General features: G+C 63.2%; 17 protein-coding genes. 8 read left to right on the top strand and 9 right to left on the bottom strand.

Annotation, left to right across the window (positions count from 1 at the left end; genetic code table 11):
- Positions 1 to 20: 20 nt before the first annotated feature.
- The 3 genes from QMG84_RS05200 to dnaG all read right to left on the bottom strand — a co-directional run bounded on the left by QMG84_RS05200 (position 21) and on the right by dnaG (position 4,900).
- Positions 21 to 650 carry a Uma2 family endonuclease gene (locus QMG84_RS05200; protein ID WP_281930946.1) on the bottom strand — a complete coding sequence of 210 codons (630 nt, stop codon included), beginning with the start codon at positions 648 to 650 and terminating at the stop codon, positions 21 to 23.
- 116 nt (positions 651 to 766) lie between these two features.
- Positions 767 to 2,785, bottom strand: a complete 2,019-nt coding sequence (gene rpoD, locus QMG84_RS05195; protein ID WP_202072208.1) for an RNA polymerase sigma factor RpoD — start codon at positions 2,783 to 2,785, stop codon at positions 767 to 769.
- A 207-nt stretch (positions 2,786 to 2,992) separates the two neighbouring features.
- Positions 2,993 to 4,900 carry a DNA primase gene (gene dnaG / locus QMG84_RS05190; RefSeq protein WP_281930945.1) on the bottom strand — a complete coding sequence of 636 codons (1,908 nt, stop codon included), beginning with the start codon at positions 4,898 to 4,900 and terminating at the stop codon, positions 2,993 to 2,995.
- A 171-nt stretch (positions 4,901 to 5,071) separates the two neighbouring features.
- On the opposite strand from dnaG, the gene QMG84_RS05185 reads away from it, so the two are divergent.
- Genes QMG84_RS05185 through QMG84_RS05175 form a run of 3 tightly spaced genes read left to right on the top strand, consistent with a single transcriptional unit; the run spans position 5,072 to position 5,625 of the window.
- Positions 5,072 to 5,200: a BrnT family toxin gene (locus tag QMG84_RS05185; RefSeq protein ID WP_281930944.1), complete on the top strand. Its 129-nt coding sequence runs from the start codon at positions 5,072 to 5,074 to the stop codon at positions 5,198 to 5,200.
- Between the two features lie 49 nt (positions 5,201 to 5,249).
- The gene (locus QMG84_RS05180; RefSeq protein ID WP_281930942.1) at positions 5,250 to 5,363 is read left to right on the top strand and encodes a BrnT family toxin; all 114 of its coding nucleotides are present in this window, start codon (positions 5,250 to 5,252) and stop codon (positions 5,361 to 5,363) included.
- 34 nt (positions 5,364 to 5,397) lie between these two features.
- Complete coding sequence (locus tag QMG84_RS05175; RefSeq protein ID WP_281930940.1) at positions 5,398 to 5,625, top strand: BrnA antitoxin family protein; 228 nt, start codon at positions 5,398 to 5,400, stop codon at positions 5,623 to 5,625.
- Between the two features lie 61 nt (positions 5,626 to 5,686).
- Here QMG84_RS05175 and QMG84_RS05170 read toward each other — a convergent pair whose 3' ends face one another.
- Together QMG84_RS05170 and nikR are read right to left on the bottom strand one after the other, a co-directional pair.
- A complete protein-coding gene (locus QMG84_RS05170; RefSeq protein ID WP_281930939.1) occupies positions 5,687 to 8,116 on the bottom strand; it encodes a TonB-dependent receptor in 2,430 nt (809 codons plus the stop codon).
- A 137-nt stretch (positions 8,117 to 8,253) separates the two neighbouring features.
- Complete coding sequence (nikR, locus tag QMG84_RS05165; protein WP_202072203.1) at positions 8,254 to 8,709, bottom strand: nickel-responsive transcriptional regulator NikR; 456 nt, start codon at positions 8,707 to 8,709, stop codon at positions 8,254 to 8,256.
- A 165-nt stretch (positions 8,710 to 8,874) separates the two neighbouring features.
- Between nikR and QMG84_RS05160 the strand changes: the two genes are divergently transcribed.
- A complete protein-coding gene (locus QMG84_RS05160) occupies positions 8,875 to 9,975 on the top strand; it encodes a HupE/UreJ family protein (RefSeq protein ID WP_281930936.1) in 1,101 nt (366 codons plus the stop codon).
- Positions 9,976 to 10,196: 221 nt separating this feature from the next.
- A complete protein-coding gene (locus QMG84_RS05155; RefSeq protein ID WP_281930934.1) occupies positions 10,197 to 10,424 on the top strand; it encodes a hypothetical protein in 228 nt (75 codons plus the stop codon).
- Positions 10,425 to 10,563: 139 nt separating this feature from the next.
- On the opposite strand, the gene phaC is transcribed toward QMG84_RS05155, so the two are convergent.
- The 4 genes from phaC to QMG84_RS05135 all read right to left on the bottom strand — a co-directional run bounded on the left by phaC (position 10,564) and on the right by QMG84_RS05135 (position 15,378).
- Positions 10,564 to 12,594: a class I poly(R)-hydroxyalkanoic acid synthase gene (phaC, locus tag QMG84_RS05150; RefSeq protein ID WP_281930932.1), complete on the bottom strand. Its 2,031-nt coding sequence runs from the start codon at positions 12,592 to 12,594 to the stop codon at positions 10,564 to 10,566.
- 231 nt (positions 12,595 to 12,825) lie between these two features.
- Positions 12,826 to 13,941: an alanine dehydrogenase gene (gene ald, locus QMG84_RS05145; RefSeq protein WP_281930930.1), complete on the bottom strand. Its 1,116-nt coding sequence runs from the start codon at positions 13,939 to 13,941 to the stop codon at positions 12,826 to 12,828.
- A gap of 122 nt (positions 13,942 to 14,063) precedes the next feature.
- On the bottom strand, positions 14,064 to 14,693 hold the full coding sequence (locus QMG84_RS05140) for an iron-containing redox enzyme family protein (protein WP_281930928.1): 630 nt from the start codon (positions 14,691 to 14,693) through the stop codon (positions 14,064 to 14,066).
- Positions 14,686 to 15,378 carry a hypothetical protein gene (locus QMG84_RS05135; protein WP_281930926.1) on the bottom strand — a complete coding sequence of 231 codons (693 nt, stop codon included), beginning with the start codon at positions 15,376 to 15,378 and terminating at the stop codon, positions 14,686 to 14,688. The genes QMG84_RS05140 and QMG84_RS05135 overlap by 8 nt, the downstream gene beginning before the upstream one ends.
- A 401-nt stretch (positions 15,379 to 15,779) precedes the next feature.
- Here QMG84_RS05135 and QMG84_RS05130 point away from each other — a divergent pair, with 401 nt between their 5' ends.
- From QMG84_RS05130 to QMG84_RS05120, 3 genes are all read left to right on the top strand, one after another.
- Entirely contained in the window at positions 15,780 to 16,181 is a 402-nt protein-coding gene (locus QMG84_RS05130; protein WP_281930924.1) for a DUF3775 domain-containing protein, read from the top strand.
- Between the two features lie 86 nt (positions 16,182 to 16,267).
- On the top strand, positions 16,268 to 16,603 hold the full coding sequence (gene smbP / locus QMG84_RS05125) for a small metal-binding protein SmbP (RefSeq protein ID WP_202072195.1): 336 nt from the start codon (positions 16,268 to 16,270) through the stop codon (positions 16,601 to 16,603).
- A 95-nt stretch (positions 16,604 to 16,698) separates the two neighbouring features.
- Complete coding sequence (locus QMG84_RS05120; protein ID WP_281930921.1) at positions 16,699 to 18,102, top strand: amino acid permease; 1,404 nt, start codon at positions 16,699 to 16,701, stop codon at positions 18,100 to 18,102.
- The last annotated feature ends 193 nt before the right edge of the window (positions 18,103 to 18,295 follow it).

The raw sequence follows: 18,295 nt of genomic DNA, 5'->3' as shown, positions 1-18,295 counted from the left end.
CCGATCAAGCGGATCTCGTATCAAACCGAAACCGGGCCGACGCCCAAATCCGCCAAGCGGACAGCAAGCTCGGGCGCAAGCATCGGCGTTACCACCGCGCTCGCCGGCGCCTCTATAATTTCCGCATAGCCTGCCGCCCCCAAATGGCGGTGAGCCCAGATCGTCGCTCGTAGGGCGTCGACAACCCAGACTTCTCGAACGCCATAGGCGGCGTAAATGCCGATCTTGCGGCCCTTGTCGTAATTCAGGCTCGAATCCGCGACCTCGACTGCGAGCAAAACGGCAGGGCCGTCGAGCGCGGTTAAATCCAAGTCGCGCCGAAAGACGCAGAAATCCGGCTCGATAAAGGTGGAGGCGTCGAGACGTAGCGTTGTCTCGGGGATGATCGCGAGATGGTCGGGCGCGGCGCGCTGGAAAAACCGGTTCAGTTCGCCCTTGATCCACTCATGCCGGGCGCCTTTTGGCGACATGGGCACGACCTCCCCGCCGATCAGCTCAAACCGCTCGTCCGCGTCGATAATGCCGACGCGGACCATCTCCTCGATCTCACCCACGCTGAAGCGCCGCCGGAGCATGCCGTCGGCGGCCTGGGTAACGAGAGGCAAAGCGTCTGGTCGCAGATGCGGGTTCATGGCGCAGGATGATAACACGCCGCGCGCCAGGGCGGCGTTGTTTTTCGCGAGATGCAGCGAGCCTGAAGGCTCGCGGTCCTGGGCGCCTCTGGACCGCGAGCCTTCAGGCTCGCATTATCTTCCCTAACTGGGACTCAGTTATCCAAGAAGCTCCGCAGCTTCCTCGACCGGCTCGGATGCTTCAGCTTCCTCAGCGCCTTCGCCTCGATCTGGCGGATACGCTCGCGGGTCACCGAGAACTGCTGGCCGACTTCCTCCAGCGTGTGGTCGGTGTTCATGCCGATGCCGAAGCGCATGCGCAGCACGCGCTCCTCGCGCGGCGTCAGCGAAGCCAGAACGCGGGTCGTCGTCTCGCGTAGATTCGACTGGATCGCCGCCTCGATCGGCAGCACGGCGTTCTTGTCCTCGATGAAATCGCCGAGATGCGAATCCTCCTCGTCGCCGATCGGCGTTTCGAGCGAGATCGGCTCCTTGGCGATTTTGAGCACCTTGCGCACTTTTTCGAGCGGCATGGCGAGCTTTTCGGCCAGCTCCTCCGGGGTCGGCTCGCGGCCGATCTCGTGCAGCATCTGGCGCGAGGTGCGCACGATCTTGTTGATCGTCTCGATCATATGCACCGGAATGCGAATCGTTCGCGCTTGATCCGCGATGCTGCGCGTGATCGCCTGACGAATCCACCAGGTGGCGTAGGTCGAGAATTTGTAGCCGCGGCGATATTCGAACTTATCGACCGCCTTCATCAGGCCGATATTGCCTTCCTGAATGAGGTCGAGGAACTGCAGGCCGCGGTTGGTGTATTTCTTGGCGATAGAGATGACGAGGCGCAGATTGGCCTCGACCATCTCCTTCTTCGCCTGACGGGCCTCGCGCTCGCCCTTCTGCACCATATGCACGATCTTGCGGAACTCGGAGATCTCCAAGCCCGTCTCGGTCGCCAGCGCATGGATTTCGGCGCGCAGATCCTTGATGCGGTCCTTCTCTTCGGCGACGAATTCCTTCCAGCCCTTGGAGCGAAGCTGCGCGACGCGCATCACCCATTTGGGGTCGAGCTCGGAGCCGTGGAACTTGTCGAAGAAGTCCTCGCGCGCGACGCCATAGCTGTCGGCAAGGCGCAACAGCTTCGTCTCATAGCCGATGAGACGCTTGTTGATGTCGTAGAGCTGCTCGACCAGCGCCTCGATGCGATTCTGGTTCAGGGAAAGAGACTTGACGTCGGTGACGATCTCTTTCTTGAGCTGCTTGTATTTGCGCTCCTGAGCGGGCGTCAGCGTCTCGTTCTTGAGCTTGTTCTCGACATTCTGGTCCTGCAGGCGGCGCAGCTTCTTATAGGCGTCGGCGACGCGCGCGAAGGTTTCCAGAACCTTGGGCTTCAGCTCGGCCTCCATGGCCGAGAGCGACACGGAATTCTCCATGTCGTCTTCTTCCTCGAAGGTTTCCTCTGAGGGAGCGCCTTCGGCAAGACCTGCTGGCGGCGTGCGCGGCGCGGTGGCCGGCGCCATCTCGCCGCCCTCGCCCTCTTCCTCCTCGGCGGGTTTCGCGCCCGCCTTGCCCTCGGGGCCGGCGTAGGTCGCCTCGAGGTCGATGATATCGCGCAGCAGAACCTTTCCGGCCTCGAGCTCCTCGCGCCAGATGATGATCGCCTGGAAGGTCAGCGGGCTCTCGCAGAGGCCCGCGATCATCGCCTCGCGGCCGGCCTCGATACGCTTGGCGATGGCGATTTCGCCCTCGCGCGAGAGCAGCTCGACCGACCCCATTTCGCGCAGATACATGCGCACCGGGTCGTCGGTGCGATCGGCCGGCTCGGAGGAACGCGTGGCCACCGCCGTCGCGCGCGTGTTCTCGACGAGCTCGCCGCCCTCGGCTTCCTCTTCCTCGGCGGCCTGCTCTTCCTCGGCGTCGTCCGGATCCTCGCCCTCGGAGACGGTGATGCCCATTTCGGAGAGCATCGCGTAGACGTCCTCGATCTGGTCGGAGGAAACCTCCTCCGACGGCAGGACGGCGTTCAATTCGGCATAGGTGACGAAGCCGCGCTTTTTGGCGGACTTGATCATCCGCTTGACGGCGGCGTCATTGAGGTCGAGAAGCGGCCCGTCGGCGGCGTCTGCCGTCACGGCGCCTTCATTATCGACCTTGTCTTCGTCTTTCTTCGCCATACACAGCTCCACACGCTCCCGACCGCAGCGCCTCATGGGGCTGCTGGCCAGGCCTCGTATCTGTCGATCGAGCCGGAGGTCGCGAACTCCGGCTTTCCCCTGCCCGGGCGCGGGCCAAAAGCCCAGGCGCCGGCTCGTATTCCACATTCCGCGCGGGGTCTTAAAGTCCCGCTAACCACACTCAAATTGCGCGCTGGGTCCAGAAAGTCAAAGCGAGCGCGTCGAACGGCCCGAAGAGGCGCCGAACCCCTCCAGAGCCGCTTCCGCGCCATCTAGCGCGGAGAGTTGCGTTTGAATATCCCTCAGGCGCGCTAAATCTTGCTCGCTGGAGTTCGCCGCCAGTCGGGCTTCCACCGCGCGAAGCTCCTTATTTAGCGCCCAGAAACGGCGATGCAAGACCAAAGCCTGACGCAGGCTCTCCGCGGCGTCGGCAGGCGACGCCTCCGGCCGCACGCTCCAGAGCGCGGCATGCGCAACCATGCCCTCGAGCCGCGACGCGACGCCGCCAAGACCCGACTCTTCAAGGTGTTGCATTAGATCGGCGCGTTCGCCGCCGCCGGTTTCGGTCCAGCGCACGAAGGCGTCGCGCAGGGCGGCGGCCTCGTTCGAGGCAAACTCCAGCCCCGCCACTTCTTCGACTTGGGCGGCGAGCACGTCCGGGTGATTCATCAAAATGAGCAGAATCAGGGCGTCGCGCGGCGCGATCGGCGGCTTGACGCCGCGAAAGAGCGGGGAATTGGCGAGCGATTGGCTGATCCGGACTGGCCCCGCCTCCGTTGCGCCGGGACGGTAGGCCCCGCTGCGCCGTGGGGTAAAATCGCGCCCCCTGGCCGGCGCCGCCGGCGCGCGGCCGAAAAGGCGGCCGAGGCGGTCGCGCAATTCCTCGCCATAGTAGCGGCGCAAAGTTTCGTCGCCGATCTGGCCGGCGATCTCGCGCAAGCGCCGTTCGAGCCCGGCCCGACGCTCGGGCGTATCGAGGGCGACGCCCTCGGTCTCGCGCATCCAGAGCAGATCGACGAGCGGCAAGGTCTGGCTCACCGCCTGCTGCACGGCGCCCGGGCCGCCGGCGCGCAATAATTCGTCCGGGTCCTGCCCATCCGGCAGCAGCACGAAGCGCAGCGTCTTGCCGGGACCAATGAGCGGCAGCGCCGTATCGACCGCGCGGAAGGCCGCCTTGAGCCCCGCCTTGTCGCCGTCGAAACAGAGGATGGGCTCCTCGGCCATGCGCCACAGGAGATTGCATTGTTCGGGCGTCAGCGCGGTGCCGAGCGGCGCGACGGCATGCGCGAACCCGGCCGCCGTGAGGGCGATGACGTCCATATAGCCCTCGACGGCGATGACCGTCCCCGCGTCATGGGCGGCTTTGCGGGCGTTGTGGAGATTGTAGAGCGTGGCGCCTTTATGGAAAAGCGGCGTCTCGGGGGAGTTCAGATATTTCGCCTGTGCGTCCGCTTCCATGGCGCGCCCGCCGAAAGCGATGACCCGCCCGCCCCGGTCGCAGATCGGGAACATCACGCGATTACGAAAACGGTCGTAGGGAACCGGGATGTCGTCGCCATGGATAAGGAGCCCGGCCTCGATCATGGTCTCGACCGTCGCCCCCTTGCCCGCGAGATAGTCGCGCAGCGCATGGCGTTCGGCCGGCGCGAAGCCGAGGCGGAATTTTTCGCGCGAGGCGGCGGAGACCTGCCGGCGATCGAGATAGGCGCGCGCCTCGCGCCCGGCGGGGGCCGCGAGCTGTTTTTGGAAGAATTCGGCCGCCCATTCCGAAACCTCTTGCAGCGTCGCGCGCTTTTGCTCCTCGACCCGCTGCTCGTTCGTTTCGAGAGGCATAGGCAGGCCCGCCATGGCCGCCAACCGCTCGACAGCCTCGGGGAAAGAGGCCCCTTCGGATTCCGTGAGAAAATCGAAGATGTCGCCACTCTTGCCGGCCGAGAAATCGAACCAGCGCATCTTCTGGTCGTTGACGTAAAAGGAAGGCGTCTTCTCGGCGTTGAAGGGCGAGAGCCCGCGCCACTCGCGCCCCTGCTTCTTGAGCTTCACCTTATGGCGCACCACCTCGGAGACGGGCACGCGCGCCCGGATTTCGTCGAGGAAGGAGGGGGAGAAGCGCATAGCTGTCTTCTACAGGCCCAAACGGTCGAGGCAAATGGACTTGACTCCAGGCAGGGCGTATATACGATTATATATGCGATTTTGCGCCACGCCACTTCTCCGAAGCGATAATTTTCAAAAAAATCACTGATATGCGCCGCATCTCCGGTGCAAAAATCATAGGTGAAATCTATGGCAGGCGTCCATTTTGGGGCCTTCGAATGGGACCCGGCAAAGAATGAGGCGAACTGGGAGAAACACGGCATCGACTTCGAAACGGCGATTGAAGTGTTCGAGGGGCCCTATCTGCGGATCCCGTGAACGAAACGGTGAAGTTCGCTGGATCGCAGTCGGCTCCGCGGCGGGTCGGGTGGTCGCGGTAGTCTGCACCGAACGGAACGAACGGACGCGCATCATCTCGACCCGAGTGGCGAGGACCAAGGAACGTGAAACCTACAACAAGCTTTGCAGCGACGCCTCTTGAAGACGGCGCTCGAAAAAAAAGACCCATCCGGGATATGGGCGACGCGGAAAAGGACGCCGCGATCGCGAGCGATCCCGATTGGGCGGAATATGAACCGATCGACTGGAGCAAGGCGGAACTCGTCGTTCCGCCGAAGAAGCAGGCCATCTCGATCCGCCTGGACCAGGACCTGATCGACTTTTTCAAGTCGGAAGGGCCTGGCTATCAACGGCGCATCAACGCCGTCTTGCGCAGTTACATGCAGGAGCGCAAACGCGCCTAGATGCGGCGGCGGCTTATTTGCGACTCGCTTCCCCAAATAGCCGCGACCGCGATCGCAACCCTCAGTTTTTCGCAAGCGCCCCAAACGGCTCGGCGAAATTCGGCAGGGTCGTCACCGGCCCGCCGTCGAAATTCAGCGGCCCCGAGAAGGTCACACGCACCGCTGGCGGCTCCACGGGCTTGAAGTGGCGGTCCATCACGCCGACGCCGCAGACCGCGCTCGGCGCGACGCCCGCGCGGCATTGGCCGTAGAGCGGATCGCTCGGCAGCAGCGAGCCATAGCCATAGGTGATCTGGTCGGAGCGCGAATTGAAGATGTTGAAGGCGTCGAGCTGCAGGCGCCAGCCGTCCGCCCAGCGATAGCCGAGCCTGGCGTTGACCGTGCCCGTCGCCGGCGACTTCAGATAGCCGTCCTCGGTCAGCGGGCGGGGGCCGATGTAGCGATATTTGATCGCCCCGAACCAGCCCGTCGCCTCGCCGATCTCCAGCCCGCCCATGGCCGTTATGGCGACGGAATTTTGAAGGAAATTGCCCGGCGCATTGCCGAGGAAGGTTCCGTAAGGGAGAGCCTCCGGCGTCAGCAGATCGGCGTAGGCGAGCGCCTGGCCTGTGTCGAAGCCGCGATAGCGCGCATGCACCAGCGCGACGTCGCCGTCGAAATTGATCCAGGACACGGGACGGTAATGGTTGGCGATTTCGACGCCGTAGCGGCGGCTCGGACGGCCGTATGTCGTCGTGCCGCTGTCGCCTTCGAATTGGTTCTCGGAGTCGAGATTGAGCCAGAAGAAGCTGACGCTCGAATCGAGACCCTCGATGAATTTGGTGCGCGCGCCGATCTCGGCGCCCCGCGACTTCACCAGCAGCGGAATGGGCGCGACAACCGAGAAACTATCCTGGTCGGAAAGCTCCGAGGTCGAGAAACGCTGCACCGTCCCGCGCGCGTCGGTCGAATGGAAGCCTTCGCCGTAGTTGGCGAAGAGCTCCGTCTTCGCCCAGGGCCCGAGGATGATCGAGGCTTTGGGGCTGAAGAGGGCCGAGTCTTTCGAGCCGCTGTTGAAGGGCCCGGTCCAGAGAAAGGCGGGCAGGCCCGCGCTCGTCGCAACGACAGGAGAACCCCAAAGCGACTGCAATGAATTGACGTTGGCGTTGAAATAATCGAAGCGCCCGCCCGTGACCGTTTTCAGCCAGGGCGTCCAACGCACGGTCGTATCGGTCCAGAAGCTGATGCTGCCCTCGCCCACGCCGTCGTTGCGGACCGTCTCGAAGGGCGTGCGGCGGAACGCGTTCTGCAAGCCGAGGCGAATATCGTCATAGCGGCCCTGGGCGCCGATGCGCGTCTCGACCGGCAGGCCGAAACTGTCCCATTTGATATTGTGCTGCGCATTGACGCCCGCCATCCAGCGCCGGTCGAACTGGCTGAACTGGTCGCCGAGATTCTGGTTCGACAGGAAATAAGTGAAGTCGTTGTAGAGATCGAGCGTGGAGCGCACGACATAGGCTTCGACGCGGCTCGAATGATTGCCCTCAGTCTGACTCCATCGGCCCGAGAGTGAGAAGCGGGTGGTGTCGCCGCCGTCCGTCGGGTTCAACGTGCCCCAGAGCGAGAGAAGCCCGCTATTGACCGCCCGCTCGGGGATTTGATCCGTCGAATACCAGCGGTTGGCGTAGCCCATGAAGGTGACCGCCGCGCCGTCTTCCTGCGTGCCGCGCTGCCAGCGAAACACGCTGTTGATGCGGCGCAGATTGTCGCCGCGCTCCCAGGGCCCGTTGTAATATTGCGACTCGACGGCGCCATAGGCCGAGCCGCCGGCAAAATCCTTATAGGGGGCGATGGCGAGCGCGCGGCCATAGCCGAAGCTGCCGCCGGTGAACTGATAGAAGCCCTTGTCGATCTTGTCTTTGTATTGGAGATAGATCGAGCCGGCCGAGGAGAAATCGCCGTCCTGCGCGTCATAGGGCCCCTTGCGGGCGAGCACATAGCCGAGCAGCTCTGGGATCATGAAATTGGCGTCCGCATAGCCCTGCCCGTGGCCATGCGTGCGCATGTTGAGCGGCATGCCATCGAGATAGAGCGCGAGGTCGCTGCCGTGGTCGAGGTTGAAGCCGCGTAGATAATACTGATTCGCCTTGCCCTCGCCCGAGTGCTGGGTGACGGCAAGCCCGGGCACGATCTCCAGAGCCTCGCCCGGACGCGCGAAGGGGATGGAATTGACTTCCTTGCCGGTGAAGAATTTCTCGCTCGAGGAGGTGATCGGCGGCGGCGTGGGGCCGGCCGGCGCGGCGGGCGCCGGCTGAGCGACGGTCAAACGCGGCGCCGGCACGACATGGGTGTGGTAAACCTCGTGGGTGTGCGTCTTGCCGCCATGCGTATGGGAAACGGCATGCGTATGGCCGATGGTGATCGTCGGCAACGCCTGTTGCGCAAAAGCCGGGGAAACGCCGAGAGCCGCCCCTATAGCGAAGACAGAGACGGACGTGAGACGGTGCTTCATTAGCCTCCCCCAGTCAAACTTTATGCGTGTGATCTTTTTTTAAAAGTTTCTTACGCCAAGTTCAGGCTGTCAATGACGCCGCAACCAAATTGAGGATCACGTCACATTTTTGCAACAGAAATACAGCGTTGCAAAAATCAACGATGCGCATGACCCGCGCTGGCGGGCCCCAAAGACGGCTTCTCATCCTCGGGCTGCGCGGGAACCACGACAAGCTGTCCATAACGCACGCCGCGCTCGCCGATGAGATGGCTCGCGAAATGCTCGACCTCGGATTTCCGCCCCTTGAGCAGCGAGACTTCGAGACAACTGGCTTCATCGAGATGCACATGCAGCGTCGCGATGGACATATCGGCGTGGCTGTGATGGTCGTGAACGAGCTTTTTGGAGAGCTGCCGGGTCTCGTGGTCATAGACATAGACGAGCGCGGCCACGCAATTGCGCGCCTCGTCGTCAACCTTGGGCTCTTTGAGCAACCCCGCCCGCACGAGGTCGCGCACGGCTTCCGAGCGGTTCCGATGGCCGCCGGCCTCCATGTAGAGATCGAGCGCGCTCATCAGCTCGTCGTCGATCGTCACCGTCACGCGCTGCATCGTCTTTCCCGCAATGGCCGCCGCCCGCATCCGACGAGCCTTCTAGCTTCGCCTTCCCTGCGCCGCAACGCTCGGGCGATTCGCTCCGCCCTTATCACTTGGCCTTGTCGGGGCGAAGCGCCTTTGGCATGGTGCGCGCCAACCATAACAAAAAGGAACGTCGAGATGACCGGGTTCGGGAGGAGACTGGCCGCCCTTCTACTCTTCTGCATGGGGATCGGGCTTGCCGCGCCGGCGCTGGCGCATACGCCGGACATTTCCACCGCCAAAATCACGCCGCAGCCAAACCGCGTCTATGTGGTGGACGTCGGCTTCCTCGCGACCGACCTCGAGCGCATGTTCCAGGACACGATGGACGAGCGCGCCGGCGTCGATCTCTCGCCGCCCGGCGTGCTGGAGGAGGAGATCGGCAAATTCGTCGCCAAGCGCGTCGCCATGCGCGACGAGGCCGGCCGCGCCTGCCTCGCCAAGGTCGAGAAGGCCGGCGAAGACCCGACGAACCAGGACAGCGCCCTGATCGTGATGCGCTTCGACTGCTCGGGGACGACCGGCAAGGCCTTCTACGACGCGACCAAGCTTCTCGCCGCCCAGGGCTCCAAGGGCAAGCATCTCGTCACGCTCAACGGCGAGAACGCCGGCGAGACCATGCTCTATCCGCAAAACCCGCCGCTCGACCTCTCGCAGCCCATGGAGACGACCGGCCAGCTCATGGTGAAATTCTTCGAGGCGGGCGTCGAGCATATCGTCACGGGCTACGACCACCTCTGCTTCCTCTTCGCGCTGATCCTCTGGGCGCATAGCGTCATGCCCGTGGTGAAGATCGTCACGGCCTTCACCATCTCGCACTCGATCACGCTATCGCTCGCGGCGCTCAATATCTTCACCCTGCCCTCGTCGCTGACCGAAGCGCTGATCGCCGCCTCGATCATCTTCGTCGCGGCGGAGAATTTCTGGTCGCGCAAAATTGACCAGCGTTGGCGCAACACCTTTCTCTTCGGCTTCATCCACGGCTTCGGCTTCGCCTCGGCGCTGACCGAGATGGGCGTTCCGCAGGGCGCGGTCGTGCCGGCGCTGGCGGCCTTCAACATCGGCGTCGAAGCCGGCCAGATCGCCATCGTCATGGCGGTGCTGCCGATCCTGTTCTACATCGACCGCCACACCGACGGAAAACGCCACGACAAGCTCGTCTACGCCCTCTCCGGGCTGATCGCGCTCGCCGGCGCCTTCTGGTTCCTGCAGCGCATCGGGGTCATTCCGGGGGCGTGAGCCAATCCCTCCCCTTTACGGGGAGGGTGGCGCAGCGAAGCTGCGACGGGTGGGGTAAAGCCCCACCAGAGTCGTTGCGGCTTGAACCCCACCCGGCGGCCTTCGGCCGCCGACCTCCCCGTAAAGGGGAGGTATGGGGCCGATCACGCCAGATCGCTATTCGGATAGCTTGCCCGCCGCTCCCCCTGCCCTATCTGCCGCCGCCAACCGGAGCGGCTGCAATGAACGCGCTGAAAACCGACGACTTCCGTGTCGAAAAACAAAACGCCGAATGGGTCGTGACCTTCACCCCCACCGGCGCCCGTTTCTTCTTCGGCGACGACGGCATGGAGACGCGCACAAGCGAATCCGACGTGCCGCCCGAAGATTTACCGACCGACTATGATCCGCTGGAGATCGAACGCATGGCTGCGCGGCTGGCCTATCTCGCCCGAGGTCACGCGATTTGAATTGGACAGCGACGCCGACATGGCGACCACCGCCGTCATTGCGAGGAGCGAAGCGACGAAGCAATCCAGAGCCACATCACGGCTCTGGACTGCTTCGCTTCGCTCGCAATGACGGCGGGGTTCCCCGGCGCTCGCAGTATTACGCCTTCACGCGCACATAGTCGCCCGGCGCGTCGCAAAGAACCTCTAACTTGCCGCCGCCGGGCTCGCGCGCGGGAACCTTGCGCGGCGCCTGGGCGGTGATCCACTCCAGCCAATGCGGCCACCAGGAGCCGGGATGCTCCTCGGCCGCCGCGACCCACTCGTCGAATCCGCCCTTCACCGGCCCGCCGGTCATATAGCCATATTTGCCCTTCGCCGGCGGATTGATGATGCCGGCGATATGGCCCGAGCCCCCGAGCACATAGGTGACCTCGCCGCCGAAGAATTTGTCGCCGCGGAAAACCGAGCGCGCCGGCGCGATGTGGTCTTCCTTCGTCGCGACGGAATAGACGGGAATCTTCACGAGGCGCAGATTGATCGGCACGCCGCTCATCACCATCTCGCCGCGCGTGATGCGGTTTTCGAGATAGCAGCTCCGCATATAGAAGGAGTGATTGGCGCGCGGGATGCGCGTTGAATCAGAGTTCCAGTAGAGCAGATCGAAGGCCACGGGCTCGACGCCCTTCATGTAATTATTGACCACATAGGTCCAGATCAGCTCGTTCGGTCGCAGCATGTTGAAGGCGTTGGCCATCTTCACGCCTTCGAGATAGCCGGTCTTCGCCATGGCCTCGTCGAGCGCCGCCATGCGCGCCTCGTCGATGAGGATCTGAAGATCGCCCGCCTCGCTGAAATCCACCTGCGTCGCAAAGAAGGTGACGCTCTCGATGCGGTCGTCGCCCGTCGCCGCCATATAGGCGAGCGTCAGCGCCAGCAGCGTGCCGCCGACGCAATAGCCCGCCGCCGTCACCTTGCGCTCGCCGGTCGCCTTCTCGATGACGTCGAGCGCCGTGAGAATCCCCTCGTGCATATAGGCCTCGAAACCCTTCTCGGCCTTGCTCTCGTCGGGATTGACCCAGGAGATGATGAAGACGGTAAAGCCCTGCTCGACCGCCCAGCGCACGAAGCTCTTGTCCTTGTTGAGATCGAGCACGTAGAACTTATTGATCCAGGGCGGCATGAGGAGCAGCGGACGCGCATAGACCTCCTCGGTCGTCGGCGAATATTGGATGAGCTCCATCACGTCGTTGCGCCAGATGACCTTGCCGGGCGTGTTGGCGAGATCGATCCCAAGACGGAACTTGCTGTCGTCGCTCTGGCGAATCTTCAGCACGCCGCCGCCGGCGTTGATGTCCTCGGCGAACATCTTCAAACCGCGGATCAGGTTCTCGCCCTTGTTCTCGATCGTTGCGCGCAGCAGCTCGGGATTGGTCGCGACGAAATTCGACGGCGACACCGCGCTCGCCAGCAGCCGCGTGTAGAAGGCCGCCTTGGCGCGCGTTTGCGGATCGAGCCCCTCCGCCTTGTCGACCATCTCGCCGGCCCAGCGGGACGTATAGAGATAGGACTGGCGCAGCCAATCGAAGAAGGGATTCTGCTCCCATTCGGGCGAGGCGAAGCGCTTGTCGGCGGGATCGGGCGGCACGATCGGCGGAACATTCTCGCCCGTATAGCGGCGCATGGTCTGGCGCCAGATTTCGCTCAAGCCGCCGTAAAGCTCGGCCTGCGCCACGGCGGCGCGGTCGGGTTTCGCCAGCCAATATTCCGCGACGACGCCCAGCGTCTTGGTGGCGTCGGCGACGCTCGCCGCAAGCTCGCTGCGCGGCCCGCCCGCGTCGACATTGCCGATTGCCGCGGCGATTGCCTTGCGGCCCTGGTCGACGAGCTTGGCCATATTCTCGGCCATGAGTTCGAGCTCGGCGCTCGTCAGCGGCGATGGAATCGGCGGCATCAGCATCGATTGCGCGCCCGCCTCCGCGGCACGCGACTCGGCCTTCCGTTCCTTGCGCGGCGCGCTGGCGGCAGGCTCCGCCGCCGTCTCCCGCGTCTTGGCGGCCGCCGCCTTGGCTTTCTTCTCGCCCTTCTTCTTGGATTTCTTCTTGCGCCCCGTCGCCTCCGACGCCGCCTCGATCCCTGGCGGGGCCTTCCGCCCCTCGACCGCAGGCTCTTCGTCGCGCGTGACCGTCATGCTTTCTCCTCGAAATTTTCCCGCGGGCGGCGGCTTTTGGCGGCCTGGGCGCTATGCCCATAACGACCCGGCGCGCCTCGGTCTATCGGCGTTTTGGCGGCCAAGAAAGCGGCTGGCCGGCCGCGCCGCGCCTCCGCGCGAGCCGAAGGAAGGTATCGTCTATTTCTTACAATCACATAGAACTCCGGACGCCGCCACTCCGCCATGATGTCGCGGGATCGGGCCTATCGCTCAATAGAAAACACCGGGCAATGGCGTGAGCGGCAGCTCATGCGCCGCCGCGACAGGGGCCGAGACGACGCGCCCGTCGAAGATGTCGAGCCCCGCGCGCAAATGTGGATCGTCGGCGAGCGCCGCCCGCCAGCCCTTGTTCGCGATCGCGAGGACGAAAGGCAAAGTGGCGTTGTTGAGCGCGAAGGTCGAGGTGCGCGGCACGACGCCCGGCATATTGGTCACGCAGTAATGCACCACGCCGTCGACGACATAGACCGGGTCGGAATGGCTCGTCGGGCGCGAGGTCTCGCAGCAGCCGCCCTGGTCGATGGCGACGTCGACGATGACGGCGCCGCGCTTCATCGTGTGCAACATGTCGCGCGTGACGAGAATGGGCGCGCGGGCGCCCGGCGTCAGCGCGGCGCAGATGACGAGATCGGCGCGCCTGATGGTTTCGGCGACGGATGTGCGGGTGGAATAGATGCTCCGTACAATCGACCCGAATCTCGCTTCGAGACGGCGCAGGGCCTCGACGTTGCGATCGGCGACAAGCACGCTCGCGCCCATGCCCAGCGCTATCGCCGCCGCCTGCAAGCCGACATTGCCGGCGCCGAGAATGAGAACCTCCGCCGATGGAACGCCCGGCGCGCCGGCGAGCAGCACGCCTCTCCCGCCCTCGCCTTTTTCGAGAAAGCGCGCGCCCACCTGCGGCGCAAGACGGCCGGCGATTTCCGACATCGGCGCCAGCAGCGGCAGACCACCGCCGGCGGACGTCACCGTTTCATAGGCGATGCAATTGGCGCCGCTCTGCATCAAGCCCCGCGTGAGCGCGGCGTCGGCGGCAAGATGCAGATAGGTGAAAAGGACCATCCCCGGCCGCAGCAGCGCGATTTCGCTCGGCTGCGGCTCCTTGACCTTCACGATCAATTCGGCGCTCGCAAATATCTCCGCTGGGCCTTCGACGAGTCGGGCGCCGGCCAGCGCATAATCGTCATCCGTCAGGCCAGCGCCCGCCCCTGCGCCTTTCTCGATCAGCACGTCGTGGCCGGAATGAACCAGCTCCGCGACGGACGACGGCGTCAGGCCGACGCGATATTCATTGTCCTTGATTTCCCTGGGCGCGCCGACACGCATCCGCCGCTCCGCAAAATTTCTCCATCACTATATGCGAAGCGCGCCGGTCGGGGACAAGGGCTCCGGTGAAGCCGCGTTCACGACGCGCACGTCGGGCGCGCGCGTCGCATTTGTCGATATTGCTAAGCCGCCCTCGCGCGCTCGACGCTCCGGCCTCGAGCCGCCTGCGAGATGATCTGGCAGTAAAGATCGGCGGTCTGGGCCATGTTTACCAGAATGTCGCTCTTCTGGCCCGCCGACAGGCTTTCGATCTGGGCAAAAGCTTTCGGCAGATGATCGACGTCCTCCTCGACATGAACCCTCAAGAAGTTGGCGCAGCGCTTGCCGTGCGCGCGCTCGACGCGCTGATAGATGTCAGGGCAAACGGATACCGCGACTCCTTCCAGGAGAAGGATGTAACCAAAGAGCGCGGTCGGATCGAGGCGCTCGATCTTGTAGTATTGCGACTCGTAAAACGCCTTTGTTATGGAATGTTCGGGAAAATCCTCGAGCTTCGACCCCAGGCCGCGCAGATCGTTCAACGCCAGGCGCTCATGCAGTTTTTCCTCGCCGATATGCTGAACGAAGCGGCGGTGAAGCAGGTCTCTGTCGACCCGGCAAAGGCCCGCCGCAAGACCCAAAAGCCGCGTCGAGTGGCAGACGTAGTAATAGGTCTGCGCGAGAAAATCGGCGTAGGCGTAGGGATTTTCCCAAGGGCACGCCGACATTTCTTTTTTCACGTTGTTGAGAAGAACATCGAGCGCTTCACGCATTTTTCGCCCCCTTGTATCGAGCCCTTTGGATGGGATGTTGCCGCTTGACGCCCCAGAGGTACCGTACTGCGCGGGCAACCTCCGCTTCCCCGCCGGTCATGTTTTGCGGAAAGAAGGCGACGAGATCGACCGGCGAATTGTGGTGGACCAGACCGGTCGCCAGAGGCGTCGCGCCGAGTCGATAGGTCGTCTTGTGCATGCCGCGATCAGCGCGCATGGCGCCCGTCATGGCGTCGGCGCCCGACTCCAAAAAGCGCTGGATGAGAAGGCCCATCATGACGTCTTTCATCGGCAGCCCGAGGGCGTTGCTCCGCGCCATCGGATGGATTGTCAAATTGCAGCAGATGATGATGTCTTTGCCATTGGCGCGCAGCCCATCGATGGATTCCGCGGGCCACATCTGAAAATAGGAATCCTCGCGCACGCTCGGGAGCTCGATATCCCGCCAGCGCATCAGGCCCAGCGCCAAACATACGGGGCCGCGAAAGACGCAGAGGATTTCGTCTTGCCGGGCGAAATCGTCCGAGAACATTTTGTCGAGCCCATCCAGCTCCCTGAATGTCTCCGACCAGACCATCTTCCACATGGCGTAAGCGCTTTTGTAGTCGCTCAATTGAGCAGACGACGGGTTGGCGCCGGGAAGCGAAACAACGCGTAATGTTGGTAGAATGTCGCTGGCTATCATGTCATTTTTACTCCTAATAATTACAACAATTAAGTATTACATTGATCTCATGGCACAATGTTGGCAAAAAGTTGACTATTTTGCGAGTTTATTATAGAGTTAATACATAGTGCAAGAATCAAACTTCTTTCTCATAAATATATACTGTAACAGCTTGACTATATACTTCAGCAATAAGTGATTGAATGGATATGACTTGATTTCTAGACAGCCATGCCGTGCAATAAGCTCGGCAGAGGCCGCCCGCGGCCTCTCCCAGGCGCAGGGCGCTCGAGCGCCTCGCAAAATTGTTGCCTCGAGACCGGTCTAAATTGGGCAGGATGAATATATGCAAAGGGCGCCGCTCGCGAGAGCGGCCACGGTAAAGCCGCCGGCTCGCATCGAAACGGAGAGGAACGGCCATGCCCACAATCAATACCGACAAGGTTTGCTTCATCGTCGTCAAAGCGCGCGAACTCGAAAGCGAGGACGAAGGCATGGACGCCGACGCCTCCAACGCCACCGACGACAATTTCGTGAGCGTCATGACCGAAGAGGCCTTTGCTACGGTGCGTGACGAAATTGCTTCCTTCATCGACGCCATGGACGAAGACGAGCAGGCTGAGCTCGTGGCCCTCACCTGGATCGGACGCGGCGATTATGCAGGGGCGGATTGGAACGAGGCGGTGCGTGAGGCGCGCGCCCGGCGTCAGGGCTCGACCTCGGCCTATCTCATCGGCATCCCCCTTCTTTCCTCTCTGCTCGAAAATGGCCTCGGCGAATTCGGCGAAAGCTGCGCGCTCTACGCGGCCGACAGACAATAGAGCGCGCGGGCGCCAAGGGCGACGCTGGAAGGATGACGCGAGCGCGCCATATCGCTTCTGCGGCACGTATTTGAGGAGTCGGTCAAATGAACCGCAGAGTTTTCGCTCTTGCGCTTTCCCTTTCGCTCGGACTGGCCTTCGCGCCACGACTGGCCTTTGCGGAAAACCATCTTTCCGAAGCGATCGCGCATACCAAGCAGGCGATCGATCACGGCAAGCAGGGTCATGGCGACGTGCTCGCCACCCACGCCGAACAAGCGCTGAAACACGCCGAAGCGGCCGAGAAGGAAAAGGCGAACCCGCATATCAAGCAGGGCATCACCCATCTCGAAAAGGCCATCGAAACGGGCAAGGAGAAAAAAGCTGAAGCCGCGACCAAACACGCGGAAGAAGCGCTGATGCATCTCGAGCAAGCAAAATAAGCCGCGCAAAAGGGCGGCTTTGCCCGCTCTTTTGTCAAACATGACAGCGCTGGCGCGATCGCTTATGTGAAGCCTCGGGTATGAAGGGGGCGAGCATGAGCCTGCGCGAACTGGCGCGCGCCAAATCCATCGAGCGTCTTCGATCGGAAGCCGACGGCGCAGGCGGCTTCCCCCGCGTGTTGGGCGTGTGGCAGCTCACCAGCATCGGGCTCGGCGGATTGATTGGCGTCGGCATTTTCGTGCTGACCGGCGTCGTCGCCGCGACGCAGGCCGGCCCGGCCGTCGCCTTGTCCTTTTTGATCGCCGGCGTCGCCAGCGCCGCCGCCGCGCTGTCCTATGCGGAATTCGCCGGGCTGATTCCGGTCGCGGGCAGCGCCTACACTTATTCTTATGCGGTGCTCGGCGAGCTGGTCGCCTGGATCATCGGCTGGGACCTGCTGCTCGAATATGCGCTGGTGGTCGCCGTCGTCTCCATCGGCTGGTCCGGCTATTTGCAGGCGCTGCTCGCCCAGCTCGGCATTCCCCTTCCCGATTGGGCGGCCGGCGCGGCGGGGACCGGCCCCGGTCATGTCGTCGATCTTCTCGCGGCGCTCGGCGCCTTGGGCGTCGCAGGGCTGCTGACGCTGCGCATCGAATGGGGCGCGCGTTTCAACACGGCGATGGTGGTTGTTAAGGTCGCGGCCGTGCTCTTCGTCATCGCCGCCGGCCTGCCCTATGTGCGCCTAGAGAACTGGCGGCCTTTCATGCCCTTCGGCTTCTCGGGTGTCGCCGAGGGCGCGGCGGTCGTGTTCTTCGCAGTCTTTGGCTACGACACGCTGACGACGGCGGCGGAAGAAGCGCGTCATCCGCAACGTGACCTGCCCCGCGCCGTGCTGCTGTCGCTCGCCATATCGCTCACGCTCTATGTCGCCATGTCGCTGGTGCTGACAGGCATTGCGCGCTTCGACACGCTGGACACGCCGGCGCCCGTCGTCGCCGCTTTCGCCTCGATCGGCCTGCCCTGGGTGGCCTTCATCGTGTCGATCGCCGCCGTCGCCGGCATCACCAGCGTGATGCTGGCGTTTCTGTTGGGCTGCGCGCGCATCTGGTTCGCGATGAGCCGCGACGGCCTGCTGCCGCAGTGGTTCGCCGTGGTGCATCCGCGCTTTCGCACGCCCTATCGGCCGACGCTCATCGCCGGCGCGCTGACGGCGATCGTCGCCGCGCTTTATCCGATCAAGGAAGTGGCCGAACTCGTGAATATCGGCACGCTTTCCGCCTTCGTGGTCATTTGCGTCGCCGTCATCGTGCTGCGCAAAACCCGGCCCGATGCGCCGAGAAGCTTCCGCACGCCTTTCGTGCCCTTCACGCCGCTCGCCGGCGTCGGCTTCTCGCTGTGGCTTTTATCCAGGCTCCCAGCCATCGCCTGGGAGCGCTTTCTTATTTGGATGGCGATCGGGCTGGCAATTTATTTCCTCTACAGCCGACGCCATAGCCGGCTGGCGCGCGGGCTGCGTTGATAGGTAATCCACTTGGTTGGTTCCGTGTCATTCCCGACGCTCGCAAAGCGAGCGATCGGGAAATCCAGAGCAAAACCAGCGTTCTTGTTAGCGGCAGCTCACGGCCACCTGGTCACCTGCAACTCGTGCGTATAGCCCACCGCCTTTGCATTGCGGACGCACGCTTGATGGGTGGCTTCGAAAGCCCTTCTGG

The sequence above is a fragment of the Methylocystis iwaonis genome, assembly GCF_027925385.1.
Classification (GTDB): domain Bacteria; phylum Pseudomonadota; class Alphaproteobacteria; order Rhizobiales; family Beijerinckiaceae; genus Methylocystis; species Methylocystis iwaonis.
Note: the sequence above shows the minus strand (reverse complement) of the source record. Positions and strands in the feature narration are given on the sequence as shown.

Excerpts from the sequence above, each read along its gene's own strand:
- rpoD (WP_202072208.1), bottom strand. The coding sequence starts at position 2,785 with ATGGCGAAGAAAGACGAAGACAAGGTCGATAATGAAGGCGCCGTGACG.
- dnaG (WP_281930945.1), bottom strand. The coding sequence starts at position 4,900 with ATGCGCTTCTCCCCCTCCTTCCTCGACGAAATCCGGGCGCGCGTGCCC.
- QMG84_RS05185 (WP_281930944.1), top strand. The coding sequence starts at position 5,072 with ATGGCAGGCGTCCATTTTGGGGCCTTCGAATGGGACCCGGCAAAGAAT.
- QMG84_RS05175 (WP_281930940.1), top strand. The coding sequence starts at position 5,398 with ATGGGCGACGCGGAAAAGGACGCCGCGATCGCGAGCGATCCCGATTGG.
- QMG84_RS05170 (WP_281930939.1), bottom strand. The coding sequence starts at position 8,116 with ATGAAGCACCGTCTCACGTCCGTCTCTGTCTTCGCTATAGGGGCGGCT.
- nikR (WP_202072203.1), bottom strand. The coding sequence starts at position 8,709 with ATGCAGCGCGTGACGGTGACGATCGACGACGAGCTGATGAGCGCGCTC.
- QMG84_RS05160 (WP_281930936.1), top strand. The coding sequence starts at position 8,875 with ATGACCGGGTTCGGGAGGAGACTGGCCGCCCTTCTACTCTTCTGCATG.
- QMG84_RS05155 (WP_281930934.1), top strand. The coding sequence starts at position 10,197 with ATGAACGCGCTGAAAACCGACGACTTCCGTGTCGAAAAACAAAACGCC.
- phaC (WP_281930932.1), bottom strand. The coding sequence starts at position 12,594 with ATGACGGTCACGCGCGACGAAGAGCCTGCGGTCGAGGGGCGGAAGGCC.
- ald (WP_281930930.1), bottom strand. The coding sequence starts at position 13,941 with ATGCGTGTCGGCGCGCCCAGGGAAATCAAGGACAATGAATATCGCGTC.
- QMG84_RS05140 (WP_281930928.1), bottom strand. The coding sequence starts at position 14,693 with ATGCGTGAAGCGCTCGATGTTCTTCTCAACAACGTGAAAAAAGAAATG.
- QMG84_RS05135 (WP_281930926.1), bottom strand. The coding sequence starts at position 15,378 with ATGATAGCCAGCGACATTCTACCAACATTACGCGTTGTTTCGCTTCCC.
- QMG84_RS05130 (WP_281930924.1), top strand. The coding sequence starts at position 15,780 with ATGCCCACAATCAATACCGACAAGGTTTGCTTCATCGTCGTCAAAGCG.
- smbP (WP_202072195.1), top strand. The coding sequence starts at position 16,268 with ATGAACCGCAGAGTTTTCGCTCTTGCGCTTTCCCTTTCGCTCGGACTG.
- QMG84_RS05120 (WP_281930921.1), top strand. The coding sequence starts at position 16,699 with ATGAGCCTGCGCGAACTGGCGCGCGCCAAATCCATCGAGCGTCTTCGA.